This is a genomic window from Ruegeria sp. HKCCA6707, from assembly GCF_013033515.1.
Lineage (GTDB): Bacteria > Pseudomonadota > Alphaproteobacteria > Rhodobacterales > Rhodobacteraceae > Ruegeria.
Genome location: NZ_WQEG01000006.1, coordinates 278,465 through 298,395, shown reverse-complemented (window position 1 = coordinate 298,395; position 19,931 = coordinate 278,465). Strand labels below are relative to the sequence as shown.

The 19,931-nt window shown below is 57.3% G+C and carries 25 protein-coding genes, 1 tRNA gene and 1 pseudogene; 14 read left to right on the top strand and 13 right to left on the bottom strand.

Translation table 11 applies throughout. The features are described from left to right. Window position 1: 1 nt before the first annotated feature. From GOW40_RS16305 to GOW40_RS16285, 4 genes and pseudogenes are all read left to right on the top strand, one after another. Window positions 2-880, top strand: a complete 879-nt coding sequence (locus tag GOW40_RS16305) for an NAD(P)-dependent oxidoreductase (RefSeq protein WP_171131328.1) — start codon at window positions 2-4, stop codon at window positions 878-880. Between the two features lie 59 nt (window positions 881-939). Then, window positions 940-1,683, top strand: coding sequence for an SDR family NAD(P)-dependent oxidoreductase (locus tag GOW40_RS16300; protein WP_171131330.1), 744 nt, complete (start codon window positions 940-942; stop codon window positions 1,681-1,683). A 17-nt stretch (window positions 1,684-1,700) separates the two neighbouring features. After that, complete coding sequence (locus tag GOW40_RS16295; protein WP_171131332.1) at window positions 1,701-2,012, top strand: cupin domain-containing protein; 312 nt, start codon at window positions 1,701-1,703, stop codon at window positions 2,010-2,012. A 154-nt stretch (window positions 2,013-2,166) separates the two neighbouring features. Continuing rightward, window positions 2,167-2,652: pseudogene (locus GOW40_RS16285) on the top strand (PfkB family carbohydrate kinase); the annotation flags it as partial. A gap of 238 nt (window positions 2,653-2,890) precedes the next feature. Here the strand turns inward: GOW40_RS16285 and GOW40_RS16280 are convergent. After that, window positions 2,891-2,966, bottom strand: a tRNA-Thr gene (locus GOW40_RS16280). 345 nt (window positions 2,967-3,311) lie between these two features. On the opposite strand from GOW40_RS16280, the gene GOW40_RS16275 reads away from it, so the two are divergent. After that, the gene (locus tag GOW40_RS16275; RefSeq protein ID WP_171131334.1) at window positions 3,312-4,223 is read left to right on the top strand and encodes a hypothetical protein; all 912 of its coding nucleotides are present in this window, start codon (window positions 3,312-3,314) and stop codon (window positions 4,221-4,223) included. A gap of 19 nt (window positions 4,224-4,242) precedes the next feature. On the opposite strand, the gene GOW40_RS16270 is transcribed toward GOW40_RS16275, so the two are convergent. Continuing rightward, window positions 4,243-4,509, bottom strand: a complete 267-nt coding sequence (locus tag GOW40_RS16270) for a DUF2312 domain-containing protein (protein ID WP_171100190.1) — start codon at window positions 4,507-4,509, stop codon at window positions 4,243-4,245. 161 nt (window positions 4,510-4,670) lie between these two features. Between GOW40_RS16270 and GOW40_RS16265 the strand changes: the two genes are divergently transcribed. Beyond that, on the top strand, window positions 4,671-4,889 hold the full coding sequence (locus GOW40_RS16265) for a hypothetical protein (protein ID WP_171131336.1): 219 nt from the start codon (window positions 4,671-4,673) through the stop codon (window positions 4,887-4,889). A 9-nt stretch (window positions 4,890-4,898) separates the two neighbouring features. Here GOW40_RS16265 and GOW40_RS16260 read toward each other — a convergent pair whose 3' ends face one another. After that, complete coding sequence (locus tag GOW40_RS16260) at window positions 4,899-5,114, bottom strand: hypothetical protein (RefSeq protein ID WP_171100194.1); 216 nt, start codon at window positions 5,112-5,114, stop codon at window positions 4,899-4,901. 240 nt (window positions 5,115-5,354) lie between these two features. Between GOW40_RS16260 and GOW40_RS16255 the strand changes: the two genes are divergently transcribed. From GOW40_RS16255 to GOW40_RS16240, 4 genes are read left to right on the top strand one after another with little or no spacing between them, the layout of a single operon-like run. Further along, entirely contained in the window at window positions 5,355-6,218 is an 864-nt protein-coding gene (locus tag GOW40_RS16255) for an MBL fold metallo-hydrolase (RefSeq protein WP_171100196.1), read from the top strand. Between the two features lie 30 nt (window positions 6,219-6,248). After that, a complete protein-coding gene (locus tag GOW40_RS16250) occupies window positions 6,249-6,677 on the top strand; it encodes a YeeE/YedE family protein (RefSeq protein WP_171100199.1) in 429 nt (142 codons plus the stop codon). Continuing rightward, a complete protein-coding gene (locus tag GOW40_RS16245; RefSeq protein WP_171131338.1) occupies window positions 6,677-7,108 on the top strand; it encodes a DUF6691 family protein in 432 nt (143 codons plus the stop codon). Before GOW40_RS16250 ends, GOW40_RS16245 begins: the two co-directional genes overlap by 1 nt. A 9-nt stretch (window positions 7,109-7,117) precedes the next feature. Beyond that, the gene (locus GOW40_RS16240; RefSeq protein WP_171131340.1) at window positions 7,118-7,549 is read left to right on the top strand and encodes a TIGR01244 family sulfur transferase; all 432 of its coding nucleotides are present in this window, start codon (window positions 7,118-7,120) and stop codon (window positions 7,547-7,549) included. 7 nt (window positions 7,550-7,556) lie between these two features. Here GOW40_RS16240 and GOW40_RS16235 read toward each other — a convergent pair whose 3' ends face one another. From GOW40_RS16235 to GOW40_RS16215, 5 genes are all read right to left on the bottom strand, one after another. Then, a complete protein-coding gene (locus GOW40_RS16235) occupies window positions 7,557-8,567 on the bottom strand; it encodes a FliM/FliN family flagellar motor C-terminal domain-containing protein (protein WP_171231086.1) in 1,011 nt (336 codons plus the stop codon). A 76-nt stretch (window positions 8,568-8,643) separates the two neighbouring features. Next, window positions 8,644-11,325 carry a sensor histidine kinase gene (locus GOW40_RS16230; protein WP_171100207.1) on the bottom strand — a complete coding sequence of 894 codons (2,682 nt, stop codon included), beginning with the start codon at window positions 11,323-11,325 and terminating at the stop codon, window positions 8,644-8,646. Then, window positions 11,325-11,633 carry a hypothetical protein gene (locus GOW40_RS16225; RefSeq protein ID WP_171131344.1) on the bottom strand — a complete coding sequence of 103 codons (309 nt, stop codon included), beginning with the start codon at window positions 11,631-11,633 and terminating at the stop codon, window positions 11,325-11,327. The genes GOW40_RS16230 and GOW40_RS16225 overlap by 1 nt, the downstream gene beginning before the upstream one ends. Beyond that, the gene (locus GOW40_RS16220; RefSeq protein ID WP_171131345.1) at window positions 11,630-12,010 is read right to left on the bottom strand and encodes a response regulator transcription factor; all 381 of its coding nucleotides are present in this window, start codon (window positions 12,008-12,010) and stop codon (window positions 11,630-11,632) included. The genes GOW40_RS16225 and GOW40_RS16220 overlap by 4 nt, the downstream gene beginning before the upstream one ends. 78 nt (window positions 12,011-12,088) lie before the next feature. After that, window positions 12,089-13,375, bottom strand: a complete 1,287-nt coding sequence (locus tag GOW40_RS16215; RefSeq protein WP_171131347.1) for a helix-turn-helix domain-containing protein — start codon at window positions 13,373-13,375, stop codon at window positions 12,089-12,091. A 178-nt stretch (window positions 13,376-13,553) separates the two neighbouring features. Between GOW40_RS16215 and GOW40_RS16210 the strand changes: the two genes are divergently transcribed. From GOW40_RS16210 to aat, 4 genes are all read left to right on the top strand, one after another. Beyond that, entirely contained in the window at window positions 13,554-14,090 is a 537-nt protein-coding gene (locus tag GOW40_RS16210) for a LuxR C-terminal-related transcriptional regulator (RefSeq protein WP_171100215.1), read from the top strand. A gap of 151 nt (window positions 14,091-14,241) precedes the next feature. After that, window positions 14,242-14,748 carry an acetyl-CoA carboxylase biotin carboxyl carrier protein gene (gene accB, locus GOW40_RS16205; protein ID WP_171100217.1) on the top strand — a complete coding sequence of 169 codons (507 nt, stop codon included), beginning with the start codon at window positions 14,242-14,244 and terminating at the stop codon, window positions 14,746-14,748. Between the two features lie 9 nt (window positions 14,749-14,757). After that, window positions 14,758-16,107 (top strand): acetyl-CoA carboxylase biotin carboxylase subunit, encoded by a 1,350-nt coding sequence (gene accC, locus GOW40_RS16200; protein ID WP_171131349.1) that lies wholly within the window; start codon window positions 14,758-14,760, stop codon window positions 16,105-16,107. Window positions 16,108-16,152: 45 nt separating this feature from the next. Further along, window positions 16,153-16,785, top strand: a complete 633-nt coding sequence (gene aat, locus GOW40_RS16195) for a leucyl/phenylalanyl-tRNA--protein transferase (protein ID WP_171131352.1) — start codon at window positions 16,153-16,155, stop codon at window positions 16,783-16,785. Here the strand turns inward: aat and GOW40_RS16190 are convergent. From GOW40_RS16190 to clpX, 5 genes are all read right to left on the bottom strand, one after another. Beyond that, a complete protein-coding gene (locus GOW40_RS16190) occupies window positions 16,749-17,108 on the bottom strand; it encodes a DUF2155 domain-containing protein (protein ID WP_171100220.1) in 360 nt (119 codons plus the stop codon). The two genes, aat and GOW40_RS16190, sit on opposite strands and share 37 nt — an antisense overlap. Continuing rightward, window positions 17,105-17,557, bottom strand: coding sequence for an outer membrane lipid asymmetry maintenance protein MlaD (gene mlaD / locus GOW40_RS16185; RefSeq protein ID WP_171100223.1), 453 nt, complete (start codon window positions 17,555-17,557; stop codon window positions 17,105-17,107). Before mlaD ends, GOW40_RS16190 begins: the two co-directional genes overlap by 4 nt. A gap of 13 nt (window positions 17,558-17,570) precedes the next feature. Next, on the bottom strand, window positions 17,571-17,954 hold the full coding sequence (locus GOW40_RS16180) for an NADH:ubiquinone oxidoreductase subunit NDUFA12 (protein ID WP_171100225.1): 384 nt from the start codon (window positions 17,952-17,954) through the stop codon (window positions 17,571-17,573). 79 nt (window positions 17,955-18,033) lie between these two features. Beyond that, entirely contained in the window at window positions 18,034-18,393 is a 360-nt protein-coding gene (locus tag GOW40_RS16175) for a RidA family protein (protein ID WP_171100226.1), read from the bottom strand. Between the two features lie 181 nt (window positions 18,394-18,574). Next, the gene (gene clpX, locus GOW40_RS16170) at window positions 18,575-19,843 is read right to left on the bottom strand and encodes an ATP-dependent Clp protease ATP-binding subunit ClpX (protein ID WP_171100228.1); all 1,269 of its coding nucleotides are present in this window, start codon (window positions 19,841-19,843) and stop codon (window positions 18,575-18,577) included. Between the last annotated feature and the right edge of the window lie 88 nt (window positions 19,844-19,931).

Below are 19,931 nucleotides of genomic sequence, written 5' to 3'. Positions count from 1 at the left end.
TATGACAGACCCGATAATTGGATTCATTGGCCTTGGCCTGATGGGTGGCAACATGGCCGAATGCTTGCAAAACAACGGGTATGACCTGGTGGTGATGGGGCGGACGCGGAGCGCCCTAGAGCCTGCGCTTGCGCGGGGCGCGGTGGAAGCCAGCACGCCGAAAGAACTCGCTCTAGCCAGTGATATCGTCATGCTCTGCGTTACGACTTCGGAAGTCGTCGAAAGCTTGATCTACGGCGACGAAGGGATACTTGCTGGTATCAAGCCGGGGACAACCATCATTGATTTCGGCACGTCCATTCCGGCATCCACCCAAAAGATCGGAGCGGATTTAGATGCAAAAGGGGCGGGAATGATTGATGCGCCTTTGGGGCGCACGCCAGCACACGCCAAGGACGGGTTGCTTAATATCATGGCCGCAGGTGACATGGACACCTATGTCAAGGTGAAGCCCGTGCTCGACGTGCTTGGCGAAAACGTCTTTTACCTTGGTGCGCTTGGGTCAGGCCACGTGACGAAGCTGATCAATAACTTCATGGGCATGACTACCGTTTGCGCGATGAGCCAGGCTTTCGCTGTTGCCAAACGCACCGGAATTGACGTGCAGCAGCTGTTCGACATCATGTCGGCGGGCCCGTCCAATTCGCCCTTCATGCAGTTTTGCAAGAACTATGCTGTCGATGGGGTCAGTGATCTTGGCTTTTCGATTGCGAATGCTGCCAAGGACATCGGATATTTTGTACAGATGACACAAGACATGAATACCCGGGTCGAGATCGCAGAAGGTACTGCCGCCAACCTCGCTGCGGCTTTAGAGGCAGGCATGGGTCATGGCAATGTTCCTGAAATCTATGATCTTTTTGTGCAGCAGGGCGGATAAGCGTTCAACGACTACTGTCCACTCTGTTTCGCGCCGATTTCAGCTTTGAAGGATTTTCAATGAAACTCGAAGGAAAAACCGCAATCGTCACAGGAGGGGGCCGCGACATCGGCAGAGCCGTCGCCGAGAAATTAGCCTCAGAAGGCGCAAGTATCGCTATCAACTACTTCTCAAGCTCCAAAGGAGCGGATGAGACCGTCGAGGCTATCAAGACGCGAGGTGGCCGTGCAATCGCAGTTCAGGGGGATTTGAACAACAAGGTAGATGCGGATGCGCTTGTTCAGGCGGCAGTGGAAGCCTTTGGCGGCGTCGATATCCTCGTTAACAATGCGGGCGGGCTCATTGCCCGCAAGACCATCGCGGAGATGTCTTTAGAGCATTGGGAGGCCGTGATGCGCCTTAATGTCACCAGTACGTTTCTTATGACTCAGGCGTGCCTGGCGCACATGAAAAGCGGGGCGATCGTGAACCTGGCAAGTCAAGCCGGTCGCGACGGAGGCGGTCCGGGAGCCGTCGCCTACGCAGCCTCGAAGGGTGCGGTGATGACCATGACCCGAGGGCTAGCCAAGGAAGTTGGTCCAGAAATCCGCGTTAACGCGCTTTGCCCCGGCATGATCGACACAGATTTCCACAATATTCACACACCGGACGCCGGGAGACGCGGCTTCGAGGCAAACGCCCCACTCAAGCGTCAAGGTCATGTTCAAGATACGGCAAATCTTGTCCTGTTTCTTGCCTGCGACGACAGCGCTTTCATCACCGGTGCGAATATCGACATCAACGGCGGCATGCTTTTCTCGTAACACACAAGGATCACATAATGTCTGAGTATCCCATTGTCTCAACAGGGCCCGATGTGACTCGGCAAGTCTTGTCGGATCATGATCAGTTGATGGTTGTAGCTTTCAGGTTTGCGGCGTCGGGAGCTATTGGAGCCCTTCATAGCCATCCCCATGTACAATCGACTTACGTCGAAAGCGGTCGATTTCGGTTTACGCTTGGCCAGGAAGAGCGCGAGGTTGGTCCAGGTGACAGTTTCGTGATCCCTTCCGACCAGACCCACGGCTGTGTCTGTCTTGTGCCGGGCGTTCTAATTGACACCTTCACCCCGCGCCGTGACGATTTTCTCTGACCGTACTGGTCCGAAACGCGTTTTGTCGATTGGTGAGTGCATGGCCGAATTCGCTCCGACAGGTGACGCAAGGACGTTTCGCTTGGTCTTTGCCGGAGATATCTTCAACACCGCTTGGTATCTCGCTCAGATTTAGACACAGGCAGAGGTCGCCTATTTCACCGCCGTTGGCGATGATGACCTGTCCAGCGACATGTTGGAGTTTATGCAGGCTGGCAATATTTCTGACGCTTACGTTCAGATCGTACCAAACAAGACTGTTGGTCTCTATCGCATACATGTGAGCGAGGGCGAGCGTTACTTTACCTATTGGAGAGAGGCGTCGGCAGCACGTCAACTTGCTAAGGACGCGAATGCATTGAACACCGCGATTGATGAAGCGAACTTGATCTATTTCTCCGGCATAACGCTTGCGATCCTAGACGAACTTTCTGGCCAGTTCGGTGCAAGCAGACGAGAACTACACAACGGCACGGACCTGCGTGGAGCTCGTAGTTATAGACGAGGTTGTCCGCGCTACTCGGGAACACCAAGCGCAGGACATTGGCGACAAGTTGGCTTCGGCAGCAGCAGTTGGTTTGGCTGTGCTTCTCGCCGAGCCTGTGGCCTCAGACTTAACCAACAAGTTGGTGGAAGCTGACGACTATTGGACGTGGCTGGAAGTCGAAGGCGGCGATAGCACACCAGAGGCCGACCAAGCACTGTTCGAGTGCTGGAAGATTTTGCACGGGGAGGGTTAAGATTGACTACAAGGCTTGCCTGCAGGGACGTACAGAATCAAAGGCATTTCGAAGTAACGGCTCCCTATTTACCAGCGGCCCCTCTGCGGCCCCCGGCTCGCACCTTAGAATTTATAAACTGCTAAGTGATTGTTTTTATGGTGCCCCCACACGGACTCGAACCGCGGACCTACTGATTACAAATCAGTTGCTCTACCAGCTGAGCTATAGGGGCACCCTTGGGTGTTTCGACGCGATTAACATCATTCAGTCGAAAAGCTCAAGAGGCATTTTCACAATAGTTTCGATTGATTGATGTGTGGGGTTTTATTCAAATCCGTAGCCCATCGTGGAGGCGGGGATGAACTGGTCGGAGGGCCAAGAATGCTCGTTCAATACAGATGTCCAGATGACACGGCGAATGCCTCGGCTAGATCTCAGCAATTGCAGGCTGGAGCGCCCAAAGCCCCCAAGGGTCCTGATTGCCGGAGCGCATCAAGCATCGGATAATCGGTGAATGCCAGCATGATCCCTGGGTACACCGTTCGATTTGACGGCATCAGTTTCTACCTGTAACCCGATGAACAGTATTCTCAAAATGTGGGAAGTCTTGACCGTGGAAGTGGCCATCCTTAGCAGCGTTGCGTTTACTGACGAAGGGCGGCTCTTTGAATTGGCACGGGCAAACACCAACCTCATGGCAGAACACAACTGCCTGTATTTTGGTGGCAGAAAATACCGTACGGTTTTCAAGCCCGCACTTGATGCACCTAAGGCTCGACCAGTCGCATCAGAAACCTTAGCTCTGTTTCAAACTCAGATTCCCGAGGGTCAAGAACCGAGGCGAGTCATTTTGACCGGTGGGAGTTTTCTCGGCTCGCTTACCTCGACCATCGAAGACGGGCAGTTCTACCCTTCTGCCGGGGAACGTCTTAGCTTCATAAGCCATGTTTTTGATGGTCAGCCAATTCAATTGTTCATTGCTTTGCGTAATCCGGCCAGCGTGATCGCCGGCGTACTGGCCGCCCTGCCCCAGCAAGACCGGCAACAGATTCTGTCGTCAACCGATCTCAGCTGTCTCAGTTGGCTGCCTATGATCGAAGATATTCAGGAATTGGCGCCGAACGTTGAGATCACGCTTTGGAGCGACACCCATGCGCCTCTGATAATCGGTAACGTTTTCCGAGCGCTCGCAGGCTTACCTGAGGACGCACCACTGACAAACGAGTTCGCATTCCTGTCATCATTGTTGGCAGACGCAGGAGTTCGCGAACTTGATGAACTGCTGTCCCAGGAGGATTTTTTTCAATCTTCTGCAACGCGTGATGCGCTGGCCGAAATTTTCGAACGGCATGCTCATGCGGAGGCGATCGAAGAGGTAATCGACTACCCCGGCTGGGATGACGAGGTTGTTGCTGCGTTTACCGAACTCTACGAACAGGATCTGGCACAGTTGCAAACCATGCCAGGCATTCGTTTTCTGACCCCCTGAAGGGCCCAGACAGCAATGGTCACATGCCAAGTGCTTCCTTGTACATCTCAAGCACCGCCTCTTCTTCGGCAATATCGTCCTTGTCGCGTTTACGCAGCGCGATCACCTTGCGCATGACCTTGGTGTCGTAGCCGCGCGCCTTGGCTTCGGCCATGACTTCCTTTTGCTGCTCGGCAAGGTCTTTCTTTTCCGCATCCAGACGCTCGAACCGTTCGATGAACTGGCGCAGCTCGCCAGCGGTTACGCGGTAATTGACGGCGGCCTGGTCTTCGGTGATGTCTTCCATCTGCGTCTGTCTCCAATCGGCTGGTTGTTTAATGCATCGGGCAATGGGCCGGATACCGCGCCACCGGTCAGGGTGCAAGCACGCAAATCACACCCGGGCTTGTGCGGCTCATGTTCATCCGATAAGCGCGGTCTCACCGAAATGAAAAGGCATTGGACACCATGTTCGACTTGATAGTCTGGGGCGGAGCCGCGCTGTCTCTGGCCGGTTTGATAGGCCTGATGTATTGCATCCTGCGCGTCATGAAGGCGCGCAAATCTGGCTTGACAGACGAAGAATTGAGAGCCGCGGTTCAGGCCGTTCTCCCGTGGAACCTGGCGTCCCTGTTCTTATCGGTGATTGGTTTGATGCTGGTCATCCTGGGCATTTCCTTCGGATGACCAACCAGATCAGACTGGCATATTGTCGAAGCGCGCTTCGACCGCGTCTTCGCAAAGCGCAGCATCCAGACGACGCAGGCGCGATGGGATATGCATTCCTTGCGCGCGCATACGATCCAGAACACGGCTGACACTGGGTTGCAGCTCTAATCGGGTGTCCAGACAAGCACCTTCCAGCTTGTGTTCAAGCTGCTCGGCTTCGGAATAAAGGTCATGTTCGTTCATTGATCTTCCTCCCATAGGTGTCACTCTGTCCGATGTAGGTAACGGATTTAATACCAGCACATCCGCAGAGCATTCCCGTGCGGTTTTTTGCCGACCGGCCTCAAAAACGCGCACAAACGCGCGCGCTGATGAAATCCTATTCGGAAAAACACGACCGCGCCTTGATGAACATCAAATCGTGAATTGGATAATGTGTCATATTCCGGTATGACAATGTGAAGTCATCTACGGGAGAGTCGCATGACACCTATCGTCAAAGCCTTCTTTGACCCTCACACTTTCACAGTCTCCTACGTTGTACAGGAGCCCGAAGGGTCAGCTTGCGCCATTATTGACAGCGTATTGGATTTCGATCACGCGTCAGGTCGGACTGACACGGGGTCTGCGGATCAGATCATCGACTACGTCAAATCAAACGGCTTGAAGGTCGATTGGATTCTGGAAAGCCACGTCCATGCCGATCATTTGTCTGCGGCTCCGTATCTTCAGGAAAAGCTGGGCGGAAAGATTGGTATCGGCGAAAACATTGTTGTTGTGCAGGACACGTTTGGCAAAGTGTTCAATGAGGGCACCGAGTTTCAGCGCGATGGCAGTCAATTCGACGCTCTGTTTACCGAGGGCGAAAGCTTTCACATCGGACAAATGCGCGGAGATGTCTTACATACGCCCGGGCACACTCCGGCTTGCATGACCTATGTGATCGGCGATGCAGCCTTTGTGGGCGACACACTGTTCATGCCCGATTTCGGCACGGCACGCTGCGATTTCCCGGGGGGATCGTCAGAACAGCTTTATAAGTCGATCCAGAAAATCCTGTCTTTGCCAGACGAGACGCGCGTTTTTGTCGGCCATGATTACAAGGCCCCGGGGCGTGATGAGTATGCCTGGCAAACCACAGTGGGAGAGCAGAAAGCGCTGAACGTTCATATCGGTCAGGGGCGCAGCATCGAGGAGTTTGTCGAGATGCGCGATGCCCGAGACGCCACGCTGTCCATGCCGCGTCTGATACTGCCCTCGCTGCAGGTGAACATGCGCGCAGGCAACATGCCTCCGGCGGATGAAAACGGGGATGTATTCATGAAAATTCCGGTCAACAAGCTGTAACCGGTCGACACGCAGCCAGAGGATAGTGCGATGCATACGGAATGGATTTGGGGGCTGCTTGGCGGGCTCATAATCGGGCTTGGGGCTGCGGTCTTTTTGTTGGGCAATGGCCGCATCATGGGGGCCAGCGGGATACTGGCTGGTTTGCTTGAGAAGAGCAGCCGGGATGTACGATGGGAGCGCCTCGCCTTTGTCGCGGGCGTTGTCGGGATGCCCCTTCTGCTTCGCCCGCTGATCGCGCCGGAAACGGAAACGCATTTAACAGGCAATCTGACGCTCGTGATCATAGCGGGGCTGCTGGTTGGTACAGGCACAAGGATCGCAAATGGCTGTACATCGGGCCACGGGGTTTGCGGCATCTCACGGTTTTCCCTGCGCGGAATCGTGGCCACAGTGTTCTACCTTTTGGCCGGTGCACTTACAGTTGCCCTGTTTCGGCACGGCTTGGGGGTGATCTGATGCGTGGAGTGCTTGCATTTTTGGCCGGGTCGCTGTTTGGCACCGGTCTTCTTGTGTCGGGAATGACGGACACGACCAAGGTTCAGGGCTGGCTGGACATTTTCGGAAACTGGGATCCGACGCTTGCCTTTGTGATGGGCGGGGCGATCTTGCCCATGGTCATTGCCTGGCGCCTGACCCATGGGCGTGCACCTGCGGTGGGCGGAACCTTTCCAGAGCCTCCGCGTGTCGAATTGGATCGGCGCCTGGTCGTCGGTTCGGTTCTGTTTGGCATGGGATGGGGGCTGGTAGGATTGTGCCCGGGTCCTGCGATGGCCTCGCTCAGTTATGGTGGCGTTGGTGGCGTGGTCTTTCTGGTTTCAATGCTGGCGGGTATGCTCGCCGCGCCGACGCTGGGTGCAAAACTGGACAGAGTGGCGAACCCGGCTTAAGCAATTGCCATGGAGATTCGCCCTATTACCCCCCGCTACGCCGTCTCACCTCAGATCACGGTTGAAGACGTTCCAGCCATTGCCGCGGCAGGTTTTGTTAAGGTGATCTGCAACCGTCCAAATGTCGAAGTTCCTCCGGCCATGCAGTCGGATGCCATTGGTCAGGCGGTGCGCGACGCGGGTATGGTATTTGAAGTGCTCGAACTGACCCACCAGACCATGACCCCTGAAAACGTTGCACGCCAAAGGGACATGGCAGAAAGCGAGGGCGGTCCGGTCTTGGCCTATTGCGCATCAGGCACGCGCTGTTCGGTGGTGTGGGCCTTGGGGCAATGCGATCACCTGAGCCCGGATGAGATTTTGGAGGCCACCGGCAAGGCTGGCTATGCCTTGGACAACCTGCGCCCGGCCCTGGACCAATTGAGCCAGCGCGACGGATAAGCTTGTTTTAGGGCTTATCGTTGGTGCCGTCCGAGACCTCTGGCAGCCCGGCGAGCTGTGAGATCTCTGCAAGCATCCGATCGGAATTACCAATCTCGAGCGATGGATCCTCATCCAGCAGAGCGTCTGGTTGAGCTTCGGTCAGCAGAGGGCCATCGTTCTGCTCGTTGATCCGAACCGCGCGCATACCACCGCATTGCCCCAGGCGCCCCAGGGCGACGCGACTTCGGTCGATTGTCAGCATCTCGGTCTTGTCGACCCGCGCACCCTGCAATGGCAATACTTCCCCCACAGACAAACCCGACAAGTGAGACAGAGGTATGTTCATCCGGCAGATCACCCCGCTCAGCTCTGCTCGCATGACACCTGCGGCTTGGTCGAGTTGCCCGCCCCCTGCACGCGCCTGCGTCATCGCCTCGACCGTCTCGGTCGCGAGATCGGGCAAAACTATGCAGATTTTTCCCTGTCGCAACCCGCCACCCAATTCGGCGGTCAACGAGAAGAGACGAAATTGATCGTCTACCAGCGCCAAAGTGACAGCGTGGGCAGATCCGACGCGCCCCGAAAACTCGAACCCTGAAAGGCTGTCGATATCCTGAGGATCCTCAACCAGAGTGCGGGCCTTTTTGAAGACCTCATCAAGCAGAGGCGCAACCATGGCGGCGTCAGTATCGGTAAACGGGCGGGGTTGCGGGTCATCGGCGATCACATCCCCTATCGTCTGTTTCTGAACAATCGCCGAGACAGAGGCCAGGTCGACACAGACAGCGGCCACACGCCCCTGTGCCGTTGAAAAGAGCAACAACAGCCAGTCGTCTTGCAAAACATTCTGCAGCCCCTCCAAGGGGGATTGCGTTTGCTTGACAGCGATGATGGACAGCGGCAACCCGATCCGTTCATCCGCAGCCCGGGCCATGGCGAGCCGCAGCGCGCGTGAGACCGAACGTGGCAAGGTATCAGCACTGCCCTGATTTGCGGACAGCTTTCGCGTCAAAGCCGTGCCGGATTGCTGCGTCATATTACCGAACCGCCCAGTTGTTGCTGATACGCTTTTTATGTACCTGCGGTTCGTTACCAATGCCTTTACATAAGCGCTATTGCGCGGCCTGACGAAAGGCCAGTGGCAGGGTGACGCGGAACCCTGCCCCGCCCTGTTCGGGCAAATAGGAGATATCTCCACCCAAACGCTGCATGATCTCGCGACAAATGGCCAAGCCCAGCCCGGCGCCTCCGGCCTTGTCCGACCCGACTCGCGCAAATTTTTCGAACACCATTGCTTGCGCCTCGGGTGGGATACCGCTGCCATTGTCGATGAAATCAATCACTACCTGACCGCCAATATCATGGGTCGCGATTGTCAGTTCCGGCTCGTCCGCGTCGCAATATTTTTGGGCGTTCGAGATCAGATTGATGAAGACCTGTCCCAAACGATCCAGATCAGTATAGAGCGTGATGCGCTCGGCAGAGCGTGTACGGCGCAAGGCCAGCGCGCGCTCTCCGCCTGTCAACGCGGTGGCCACAGCGCGATCCAACACGCCCTGAACAGTACCATCCAACATGTTCAAGCTGACCTGACCGCTTTCCAGAACACTCAGATCCAGCAGGTCGTCCAATAGCCGCGTCAGGCGCAGGGCCTCATCATGGATGATTGAGGAAAAGCGCATCTGATCTTCGTCGCTCATCCCGCCCGTGTCGCGCATGATTTCCGAGAACGCGCGGATTGATGTCATGGGTGTACGCAGTTCGTGGCTGACCTGGCTGAGAAACGCATCCTTTTGCATCGAAAGCTGCGTGAGCTTGGCATTGGCATCACGCAACTGGCGCGCGGTGCGGCTCAGCTCGGCCGACTTGGTTTCAAGCTGATTGGAATATTCCAGCATCTGCGCCGATTCGTCAGCCACGGCCAGCAGGTCTTCGACCGATACCGCCGCACCACCAACGATCTGACCGATCATCGCATGTGCGGTCGCCGCACCAACTGAACCGCTCAGCTCTCGCTCCAACCGTTCCAGAAATCCGGGCGTTGGTTCGGGCAACCGCCCTTCGCGGCCCTTTTGACGTGCCGCCTCGGCTTGGAAAAACTCCTGTGCGGCTCCGGTCCCCAGTATGCGTTGGGTCATGATCATCAGATCTTCGCTTTGCGCCACCGACCCCGACCACCCATGGGGTGAGGCGGAATGGTCAAACACATTGACGAACTGTGCCCCCTGCAACCTCTCCAGCGGGCTGGGAAAGCTCAGCAGCGATCCTACGCAGAACGCAATAGTGTTGAGCGAGAGTGACCAGACAACTGCATGTACCATCGGATCGATCCCCTCGATCCCGAACAAGGCTTGGGGGCGCAGCCAGCCCAAGCCAAAGGGGCCGTTTTCGATCATCGACACCGGGATGATGCCGCCCTCCATTCCCGGCAGGAGCAAGGTATAGATCCACAGCACAAAACCAACGGTCAAACCGGCCAAGGCCCCCACCCGCGTCGCACCGCGCCAGAACAGCGCGCCCACAAGTGCGGGCAGGATTTGCGACAGACCGGCAAAGGCCACCAGGCCGATCGAGGCCAGAGCCGCGCCGCCACCCGACAAGCGGTAATAGAAATACCCAAGCGCCATGATGGCCGCGATGGATAGGCGCCGCGCGATCAACACGATCTTGCGCACATCGCCCGAGACCGGGCTGCTGCCTTCCTGCGTATTCAGCCAGATCGGCATGACCACATGGTTCGACACCATCGTCGACAGAGCCATGGCAGTCACAATCACCATAGAGGTCGCCGATGAAAAGCCACCGATAAAGGACAGCATCGCCAGCCCGTCATTGCCTTGCGACAAAGGCACAGTCAGCACAAACAGGTCGGGGTTCGATCCTGCGGGCAAAAGGTCAAGCCCGACCACCGCGATCGGGACGACAAAGAGGCTCATCAACAGCAAATACAGCGGAAAGGCCCAGGCGGCCGTGCGCAGGTGGCTTTCGTCATCATTCTCGACCACCATGACCTGGAACATACGGGGCAGGCAGACGAAGGCTGCCGCTGACAAAAAGATCAGGGTCGTCCACCGACTTGTATCCACGTTCCACTGCCCGATATCGGACGCATCGATCCGATCCAGCATAGGTGTCAAACCACCGGCAATGCCCCAGACCACAAAGATGCCGACGGCCAGCAAAGCCACTAGCTTGACCACCGACTCCAGTGCAATTGCCGTCACAATCCCGTGGTGACGCTCATTGGCATCCAGATTGCGCGTTCCAAACAGAATGGCAAAAGCGGCCAGCCCGGTCGCAACCCAAAACACGCTGGACCCTTCGCGATAGAGCCCCGTTGGATCAGCCTCGGCAAAGATTGAAAAAGACAGCGTAATCGACTGTAATTGCAGCGCAATATAGGGCGTCCCACCCAGAACCGCCAGGGTTGTGACACAGATCGCCAGCGTGTTGGACTTGCCATAGCGCGACGAGATTAGGTCAGCAATAGACGTCACCCGCTGACTGCGCCCGATGCGCACCAACTTGCGCAGCCCCCACCACCAGCTGACCATCACAAGCGTTGGCCCCAAATAGATCGTTACGAACTCCAACCCCGACCGCGCAGCGTTGCCAACCGCGCCGTAAAAGGTCCAGGCTGTGCAATAGATCGACAGGGACAGCGTATAGATCAAAGGCGACCGCAGCCATTTCCCCTTGCCCGCGGCAGCAGCCCTATCTGCCGCAAAGGCCACGCCGAACAGCAGTACGACATAGCCCAGACAAACCAGTATGAGCATGTTGAGCGTGGCCATCACTCACCCTCCGACGCGCGGCCTTCACCTTTACTGAGCCGCCTTGCCGCAAAACCAAACACCAAGCCGATCAGGATCAGCAACCCCCAGCAGGCAAAGATATAAAACATCGCCGAGGACAGCGGCACCGCGTCCGCCCCGTCGCTTTGATCGGGCCACAGCAACGGGATCACCAACAGCGCCGCCCCGAAGAAAGGCAACAGCCGTGCAGCATCCATCAACCTGCGGCGGCGATAGCTCTGGCGCTCCAGAAACAACGGTGGACGCGCCGCTGATCTGCGCGCGGTACCGTCCTCTGACAAGCTCATGAGCGCGAGGCCTGTGCGTGAAGATCCCGCACAGCTGTCAATACTTCGGTGTTGGAAAAGGGTTTGGTCATGAACCGGCTGACACCTGCCTGCTCGGCCATCTCGCGATCCCGCGACTGGCCGCGTGCCGTCAGCATAAGAACCGGCAAACCGAGAAAACGGTCCTGTTCACGCAACTCGCGCAGAATCTCCATCCCGCTTTTCCCAGGCAGCATTACATCCAGGATCACCAGATCCGGTTGTGCCGCGCAAATCACCTCAATCGCGTCCGAGCCTTCGGCATGGGTTTGCACCTGCCAGCCTTCGCGCGTCAAAAGAAACCGGATGGCCTCGGTGATGTTCGGCTCATCCTCGATCAACAGAACCTTGCGGCTCATTTGTGTTAGTCCTCCCCAAGACCGGCACCCGCAACGGCCACCTGTCCCAGCCAGAATAAGCCTCGATTAATGAGACTGTCAAAAACCTTCGCTCAAAATCGAAGGCTCACGTCGGGACACACAGTCTGGTTTGGGGCAGATCCGACAGCTGACCCCGACTTCGGCCCGGTCCTGCCTCTCGTCTGCGTCCGCATCCGCAGGCATCACCAACATGACCGAATGATAGGTCGGGTCTGCATCAAACCGCTGCGCCGCCAAAGGCCAGGCGATCGCGAAGCACTCGAACGCAGCCGAAACCCGACCCAGTTGCAGAACGCGCCGGCGCAACGGTACCAGGGGGCGGTTTAATGCAGTGAATACGGGCCAGAGCGGACAGCCGTCCCCATGACGCGGCAGGGCGAAACCGGGGGCGGGCTTGTAGAACAGCACCGTGCCTGACGCATCGCAAATTACCAGTCCCACGGGTTTGGGCAACATGTCCTCGGGCAACACAGCCAGCCGCCGCAGCACCGTAGCCAAATCGACAGAAAACGCGGCTGAAAGCGCCAAAGGATCTACCACCCCCCCTTCTAGTTCAGCTTGCAACTGGTCCAGCGGCAAAAGCCGTGCGTCCGTTGCGCAGGTTTTCAATATACGTTGAGCAACAGTTCTGGCCGCGCCCGAGTTGATTTCCTCCAGGTCCACTTCCTGTGCAGTTTCGATTTCGGGGAAATGAAAACCATGCTCGGCAAAGAAAGTCTCAACCTCGTCCAGCGGCATACCGCGCGCCTCGCCTTGGTCTTCTGTGGTATCCAGAAAGCTCAGCAGTGCCTTCGAGCTTTCTGCCAGACGCTCAGCATCTTGATTGAGGTTCTTGTGAAAGCGATTGCGCCATTCATCCGTGATCTCGCCGGGCTCAGCCAAAATTGCAGCGGTTGAGCGGATCGCAGCGGCCGTCGACAACACTTCGTGCATCGAGGCCGCCAGTTGCGGGTCATGGGTCAAGCGGTCGGACAAAGCCTCGACCGTGCGCTCCAACGAAACAACGCGGCGATGCATCTGTGCCAATACCCCGGCCCAGCCCGGGAACCTCCCAGCAAATTCTTCCAGTGCGTCCAACTCAGCCGCTTGGCCCACCGCATCCTCAGCAGCCTCGCGCAGGACCGCGATCAGCGTTGCCTCGATCCCTTGAGTCAGCAGAGACGGCTCAACCGAAAGCGCTGCCGCGATGTCGATCAGAACCTTCCCACCTATCCGGCGGCGGTTATGTTCGATGAGGTTCAGATAAGACGCCGAAATCCCTGCCCGCCGCGCCAATTCGGCCTGGCGTAGCCCGGCAATCTGGCGACGTTCACGTATGCGACTTCCGGTGAGCGTATCGCGCATCTGCTGGCGGCCCCTTTAGCCTGATGGCCGAAGTTTTCAGAACTTTCGTTATCTTACAAGTTATTATTGCCAAACTTAACACACAGAATTTACAAAGTTAACATCCGGTTCAAGCCTTATGCACCCGCGCGACGCTTGTCCCCTTCATTTTCCACCGGAAACCGGCCACCATAGGTATATGAGCGACCCTGCCTTCGAATACGCCCCGATCGGACTGGTTGAGTTGGAAAACCGGATCATCCGGCGCTGCAATCTGCAATTCGCGCGCACCTTTGGCGGCGACGAGAGCGAATACCGCAACATGCCGTTGCTGCACCTCTACCCTTCGGTTGCCGATTGGGAGAGAATCGGCGCGCGCAGCCTGCAAGTCATGCGCGACACGGGCTATTACACTGATGAACGCGTCATGCGGCGGCGCAATGGTGATCTGTTCTGGTGTCGGGCCCGCGGTCGGTCGCTGACCCCCGATGATCCCTTCCGCCACGGGATCTGGAGCTTTTCGGACATCTCGGAAGAGCGCCCTCTGGTCGAATTGACCGCTCGCGAACGCGAAGTGGCGATCCTGTCCTGTCGCGGCCTGTCGGCAAAAGAGATCGGCGTTGAATTGGGACTGTCCTACCGCACGATCGAAGCCTATCGGGCCCGCCTGCTTGAGAAATTCGGTGCGCGCAAGCTGCCGGAACTGGTTGCCAAACTCTCGGGGATGCCGTTGTAACGCTCTGGCCCGGCCCAGCCTTGTAAAAACACCGATCTTTCCCAACAAAGACTGCGCTTTTCATGGCCGAACGCTTGGCATATAACCCTGCGTAATTATTTCAAGCTCGCAACCAAAAAGCCGAGCCCAAGGGGAACCTTCGAGGACACTCATGACAGATAACAAACACGAAGCGGATGTGGCGTTCATCAAGGCACTGGCCGAACTGCTGCGCGAAAACGACCTGACCGAGCTACAGGTCAAGCGGGACTATGGCGAAGACGACAGCCTAAATGTCCGCGTGAGCCGCGCCTCGCAAACCGTTGCTGCTCCTGTTCAAGTTGCTGTTCCCGCTGCTGCGGCCCCCGCTCCGGCAGCCGCGGCAGCAGCAGCGCCCGCAGCCGCTGCCGAAGCCCCTGCATCGGCAGAAGACCCTGCCAGCCATCCCGGCGCTGTGACGTCACCGATGGTCGGCACCGTCTATATGCAGCCCGAACCGGGCGCGCCCTCGTTCGTTTCGGTTGGGGCGAATGTATCTGAAGGCGACACGCTGCTGATCGTCGAAGCGATGAAAACCATGAACCACATCCACGCGCCCAAATCGGGCACCGTCAAACGCATTCTGGTGACAGATGGTGACGCTGTGGAATTCGGTACTCCTCTGGTTATCATCGAGTAAGGCGGGACCATGTTCGACAAGATCCTGATTGCCAACCGAGGCGAGATCGCGCTGCGCGTGATACGCGCTGCCCGCGAGATGGGGATTGCCACAGTGGCCGTCCATTCGACCGCAGACAGCGACGCGATGCATGTGCGCATGGCCGACGAATCGGTTTGCATCGGCCCTCCGCCCAGCCCGCAAAGCTATCTCTCGGTACCCGCGATCATCTCGGCCTGCGAGATCACCGGCGCGCAGGCGATTCACCCCGGCTATGGCTTTCTGTCAGAAAATGCCGAGTTTGTGCAGATCGTCGAAGACCACGGTATCACCTTCATCGGCCCCACCGCCGAACATATCCGCGTCATGGGTGACAAGATCACCGCCAAGGACACGATGAAGGACCTGGGCGTTCCTTGCGTTCCCGGCTCGGATGGCGGCGTACCTGACTTGGCAACCGCCAAAGAGATCGGTGAGCAGTTCGGCTATCCGGTGATCATCAAAGCCACCGCTGGCGGTGGTGGGCGCGGTATGAAAGTCGCGATGAATGCCGATGAGATGGAAAGTGCCTTCATGACCGCGCGCGCCGAAGGCAAGGCCGCCTTTGGCAATGACGAGGTCTATATCGAGAAATACCTGACCACGCCGCGTCACATCGAAATTCAGGTCTTTGGCGACGGCAAAGGCAACGCCGTGCATCTGGGCGAACGTGACTGTTCGCTGCAACGTCGCCACCAGAAAGTGTTCGAAGAGGCCCCCGGCCCCAGCATCACCCCAGAAGAGCGCGCCAAGATCGGTAAGATCTGCGCCGACGCGGTGGCCAAGATCAACTATATCGGTGCGGGCACAATCGAGTTCCTCTATGAAAACGGCGAGTTCTATTTCATCGAGATGAACACGCGTTTGCAGGTGGAACACCCGGTCACCGAAGGTATCTTTGGTGTCGATCTGGTGCGCGAACAGATCCGCGTCGCCTCGGGCCTGCCCATGTCGTTCGGGCAGGATGATCTTGAGATCAACGGCCACGCCATCGAAGTGCGGATCAACGCGGAAAAGCTGCCAAACTTCTCGCCCTGCCCCGGTAAGATCACCGCCTACCACGCCCCCGGCGGGTTGGGCGTGCGGATGGATTCAGCGCTCTATGACGGCTATTCCATCCCGCCCTATTACGATTCCTTGATTGCCAAACTGATCGTGCAGGGCCGTGACCGCGATGAAGCCCTGGCTCGGTTGAACCGCGCCTTGGGTGAGTTGATCGTAGATGGCATAGACACCACCGTGCCGCTGTTCCACGCCCTGCTGCAAGAGCCAGATCTGCACAGCGGTGATTATAACATCCACTGGCTGGAGCGCTGGCTTGCGGAGAATATGGCGCAATAAAAGCTCAGGGCTGGGATCCTCACATCCAGCCCTGCCCCGTCTGACATGAGCCTCACACCCGAGCTTTTGCTGCATGGTTATTCCATCGGTATTTTCCCGATGGCCGAACACCGGGACGATCCGGACCTTTTCTGGGTTGATCCCAAACTGCGCGGTGTCTTTCCCCTGGACGGTTTCCACATCTCGCGCAGCCTTGCGCGACGGTTGCGCAGATCCGATTACGGGATAACCATCAATCGCGACTTTTCCGGCGTCGTCGACGGCTGCGCCGACAGGGCCGAAACCTGGATCAATCCGGAACTGCGGCGCCTATACGACGACCTGCATATTAACGGTCAGGCGCACTCGCTTGAGGTCTGGCAGGATGGCCGATTGACCGGCGGGGTCTATGGGGTGGTTCTGGGTGCGGCGTTCTTTGGCGAAAGCATGTTCTCTCGCCGCACCGATGCCTCCAAGATTGCGCTGGCATATTTGGTGGATCGGCTGCGCCGCACGGGATTCCACTTGTTCGATACCCAGTTTCTGACGGCCCATCTGGCCTCACTCGGTGCGATCGAAATACCGCGTGCGACCTATCACGCAGAGCTGAGACAAGCGCTTGAGGGCAGCGCTGATTTCACCGCATCCCTCTCGCAGACGCCTCAGGGCGTCATACAGCGGATCACCCAGACATCGTAACGCGCGTGGTCCAAAGCATTCAGAGCCGGAGACGTCGCGATCATCCAGCCATCAAACAGCTGTTGCGAGTCGCCTTGCTCCCAAATCGTAAGGTAAGCGAAAGCGTCACCTGTCGGGTTCTCGGCCGGATAACGGCAATCTCCCAGCGCCACATCAAGTCCAAATACCGTGGCCGTATCCCCAGATCGAAGATCAACGTCGACGGTTTGACCGTTGACCTTATCCAATCCGCGCAGCGTCGCCCCCTGCCCAGAGGTAACCCGCTGCTGCGCCTCGGCACTGACTGCAGTCAAGATCGCCGCCAATAGCAGCAGGACTCTCATTCGCTACCATCCCCGGCCACGAACTTGACCAGCAACGAGATCAAGCTGACCGCGCCCTGTGTATCTTCGATTTCATCACCGGGTTCAAAATAGAATGGCGATCCACCGGGCATGACTTCAACAAAATTGCCACCCAGCAAACCCTCGGACGAGATTACAACCGCGCTGTCATCCGGGATAAGTACGCCATCGGCAACGGAAAACTGCGTGTCGGCACGGTAGGTATCTGCATTGAGCGTCACATTGGTGACCGTTCCGATCTTTACGCCAGCCAGGCGGACATCTGTTCCGACGCTGACGCCTTCTAAGGATCGGAACGAAGCCCCCAATTCGTATCCGGCGCTGGATTGAGACAGCCCTGTGGACTGGCTGGCATACACGCCAAACGCAATCGCACCAGCGAGAACAACCCCGCCGACCAGGATTTCAGTTACACTATGGGTCGACATCGACGCGCCTCGCTTATTCCGGGCTCCAGGCTTCATAGTCCTTGCGCTCGACCGGATCGGGGCGGCGCAATGACCCTGCGGGGGCATAAGCCAGAGCAGTACCTGTCAGGTTTTCTTGGTGCGGCTTTTCCCAGGATTTATGAGGCAGCGGCTTGTCTGTCGGTGGCTCGTCCCACGTACGATGCAACCACCCGTGCCATTCGGGATCCACGCGGCTCGCCTCGGCCTCGCCGTTGAAAATCACCCAGCGTTTGCTGTCATCCTCGTTGCGGTAGAACACGTTGCCTTCATTGTCCTCGCCAACCTTGATTCCGTTGCGCGCGGTGAAGATCTGCGTATTCAGCGTCGCCCCGTTCCACCAGGTCACGGCCCGCAACAGAGTATTCAGGATTCCCATTGGCTGCCTCCGCCTTTTCCGTTGTCGAAGATATGACCTAAAGCCGGCCCCAGGTCCAGTGCCACCGCACCGTGCCGCATCATTCCGGCAAGAATGCCGTGACTTCAATCTCGATCCGGTATTTCGGATCAATCAAACCGCATTCGATCATCGTTGCCGCCGGAGGATTTTTGCCAAACGTCTCTGCCAAAAGCGGCCAACATCTGTCGAACTCGGTTCTGTCGGGCAACATATAGGTCACGCGAACAACATCCGCAAAAGACGCCCCAGCCTCTGACAGTGCTTTTTCGATGATGCCTAAAGCTGAATGGCATTGGGTTTCAATATCGTCACCTTGCCCGACCGTGCCCGCCACATGCACCCATCCTCCAGCCACAACAGCACGGCAATACCCGGCCTTGGCTTCAAATTCGCCCCCCGATGAGATGCGTTTGATCATCTTTCACTCTCCAAAATCTGGATTACCTTTTTACGAGGCTCTGCCTCGAACTCCGGGATATTTTGGCCAGATGAATACAGGATCCCAGCGTCATATGGCCAGAAATACCCCGAGGGAGTCGTCCGGTATGGGCGACAGGGCACTACCCCCTTTTACAACGCTGACATTAGGTGAAGCGCGCTTAACCTGCCGAAGCAGTTTCCTGTGCCGAATCCGCGTAGATGATCAGGGGCTGCGCATCCGAGGTCACTGCCTCGTCGTTCACCACCACCTGTGTCACACTTTTGAGACCCGGCAGTTCGAACATAGTGTCCAGCAGGATGTCTTCCAAAATGGACCGCAACCCACGCGCACCGGTCTTGCGTTCGATGGCTTTCTTGGCAATCGATTGCAATGCATCGTCGGTAAAGGCTAGCTCGGCATCTTCCAGTTCGAACAGACGTTGGTATTGCTTGACCAAAGCGTTCTTGGGTTTGGTCAGGATTGTTACCAACGCGTCTTCGTCCAGATCTTCCAATGTCGCCAGAACCGGCAGACGACCAACAAATTCCGGGATAAGGCCAAATTTCAACAGGTCTTCCGGTTCAAGATCCCGGAAAATCTCACCCACGCCGCGTTCGTCATTGTCGCGCACATCCGCGCCGAAACCCATGGCCGAGCCCTTGCCACGCTGTGCAATGATTTTGTCCAGGCCCGCAAAAGCGCCACCGCAGATGAACAGGATATTGGTCGTGTCCACTTGCAGGAATTCTTGCTGAGGATGCTTGCGCCCGCCCTGAGGAGGTACGCTGGCCACAGTGCCTTCCATCAGTTTCAGCAGCGCTTGCTGCACACCTTCACCCGATACATCGCGGGTGATCGAAGGGTTCTCTGACTTGCGCGTAATCTTGTCGACCTCGTCGATATACACAATGCCGCGCTGTGCGCGTTCGACGTTGTATTCGCTGGCCTGCAAAAGCTTGAGGATGATGTTCTCGACATCTTCGCCCACATAGCCCGCTTCGGTCAGCGTGGTTGCATCCGCCATCGTGAACGGCACGTCCAGAATACGCGCCAGCGTCTGTGCCAGCAGCGTCTTACCGCAGCCAGTGGGCCCGATCAGCAGGATGTTGGACTTGGCCAACTCAATGTCACTGCCAGCCTTCTGGGCGTGGTTGAGGCGCTTGTAGTGGTTGTGGACCGCAACCGACAAAACCCGCTTTGCGGTTGCCTGACCGATCACATAGTCATCAAGAACCTCGCAGATATCCTTTGGTGTCGGCACACCATCCGAAGACTTCAGCCCGCTGGCTTTGGTTTCCTCGCGGATGATGTCCATACACAGCTCGACACATTCGTCGCAGATGAAAACGGTCGGCCCCGCGATCAGCTTGCGCACCTCATGCTGGCTTTTGCCGCAGAAGCTGCAGTAGAGCGTGTTCTTACCATCACCGCCAGAATTCGTCGCCATGATCTACCTTTCGGGCTTTGTACCTTTGGCCTTTGCAAGGCCCACTTTGCCGATTGTCCCCGCAGCTTAGGCCAGCGTCGTGGCCGCG